The organism is Xenorhabdus eapokensis, from assembly GCF_001908105.1.
In genome coordinates this window covers 1-1957 of sequence record NZ_MKGQ01000094.1, presented here as the reverse complement: position 1 = coordinate 1957, position 1957 = coordinate 1, and the positions used below count along the sequence as shown (strand labels likewise).

Here is a 1957-nt window from a genome sequence, read left to right as displayed (position 1 = left end):
CGGATAAGTGTTCAATCAGAGTCATAGGTCAGCAATGAGAAGGAAAATAAATCTCATTAGATCATGTCATTTGCCTTCATTCAAGAGGTGCTAAAAAAAAGTATGCTCGCGCCCTGTATTAGGGGGTAGTTTGGAGATCGGAATTTATTGTACGTTAAGGATATTTAATATACAAATCGATATTATCCAAGTTCTACCTTATTGTTCAGCTCAGTCTTACTCTAACTGAGCCGCAATTCACATTACTTTCGTTGTTTTTCAGAAACAGATAGCCTCTGAATAATTATTCCATTAGTTTTTATATTCATTAAGGACAGATTGGCAATATAATTTATTTCTCAACGAGAAAACAGCAAAACTTATTATTGCCAATAAACAAGCGCTTGTTGCAGCATAAGCCATTAGCCATTCAAAACCAGAAATTAAGGCTATGTGGATAATATCATTAGGATCTGTTATATGACTGATACTACTTTCTACAGCAGTAGTATCTCCCATTGCTATTTTTTCTGCTAATCCTCGTATTTGTTCATGACCGATTAAATTTAAGTGGTTATTTAAATAGACAATAATCCCTTCAACTAAAAGAAATCCCATTACCGCAATATTAAATGCTAATGAGATCATGCGGGCGCTTGTGTCGGAACCCGATGCCATTCCTGCTCGTTCAACAGGAACTGAGGCCGTTATCGTATTGGTTGCTGTCGTGTTTGTCGCACCAACGCCGACCCCCGCTAACATGCAACCAAGTAGCATTATCCATGCTTCCTGGTTATGCCTATTGGCAATCAGCATTAAAATAAACCCCGTGCTAATGATACACAGACCTATCGGGATCACCATTCTTGGTTTGTAACGAACGGTCAAACGCTCAGCGAATGGAGGAATAAAAAGCGTGGGTAATGTGTATGCCAGTAAGGCTAAGCCTGTTTCAATACTGTTATAACCCAAAGCTAAGTGAAAATAGATAGGCAGGTAGATGATAAATGGCCAAAAGCTGAAATTTTGTCCCATCGATCCCAATAGCGCGCCCGAGAAATTACGAATTTTAAATACAGAAAATTCAAACATCGCTTGGCTATTAGTACGTTCGACAACAACAAAAGCAATAAAGCTTATAATTGATAATCCAATGATACTTAATGCTTCTATACTGTTAAAACCTAACCGTGGTCCTTGAGTAATAAATAGCACCAAACAGAAAACGCTAATAGATAATGTTAGTATGCCTTTTAAATCCAATTTAGCTGCATTGGTATTACGTGATTCTTGTACTCCTTTTACACCTAATAGTAGGGTGATAATGGATAAAAAGACGTGAATTAAAAAGACCGATTGCCAATTGATATAAGTAAGCATAAGGCTACCAATTATCGGTCCGAAACCAAGCCCTGCACCAAAAACAATCCCCCAAAACGCAAAGGCATTGCCCCTCTCTTTTCCATCACGAAATTGGTTAGAAAGAATCGATATCTGGCAAATCAGCATCATTGCAGCACTGAATCCTTGTAAAAAACGCGCGATAATAAGAACTGTTGCATTGATTGTGAGGCCACAAATTAAAGACGTAATACCAAAGAAAACAATCCCTAGAATAAAGATTTTTTTACGCCCATAGCGATCTGCAATAGTACCAACAGCCATTAAGATGGTTGTCATTGCAATCGTATATGCCGTCATTATCCATTGGAGTTGGCTAAAACTAGCACCCATGACTTTTTCTATCGTTGAAAGAACCGGTGGAATGCTTGATATCTCCAACCCTAACATAAGGGCAGATAAACACACTGCAATTAAAGCGTATTTCCCCTGCTGCATAGATGTATTTTTCATAACAACCTTTTGATATTTTATAAATTAACGCGATGCTCGACTTTAACACCCAATAACGAGAGTTTGTTGAAGCCAGTCGCGTTGTTTTTTACCTTGTTTAAAGTTGGCAAAAATACCTAATGTG

Annotated in this window: 1 protein-coding gene; it reads right to left on the bottom strand. The window is 37.8% G+C overall.

Features of this window, described 5'->3' with window-relative positions:
• Nucleotides 1-291: 291 nt before the first annotated feature.
• Nucleotides 292-1833, bottom strand: a complete 1542-nt coding sequence (locus Xedl_RS19385) for an MFS transporter (protein WP_074025344.1) — start codon at nucleotides 1831-1833, stop codon at nucleotides 292-294.
• Nucleotides 1834-1957: the final 124 nt, after the last annotated feature.

What these genes read in the sequence shown, in the direction of transcription:
- Xedl_RS19385 (WP_074025344.1), bottom strand. Translation starts at nt 1,833, where the DNA reads ATGAAAAATACATCTATGCAGCAGGGGAAATACGCTTTAATTGCAGTG.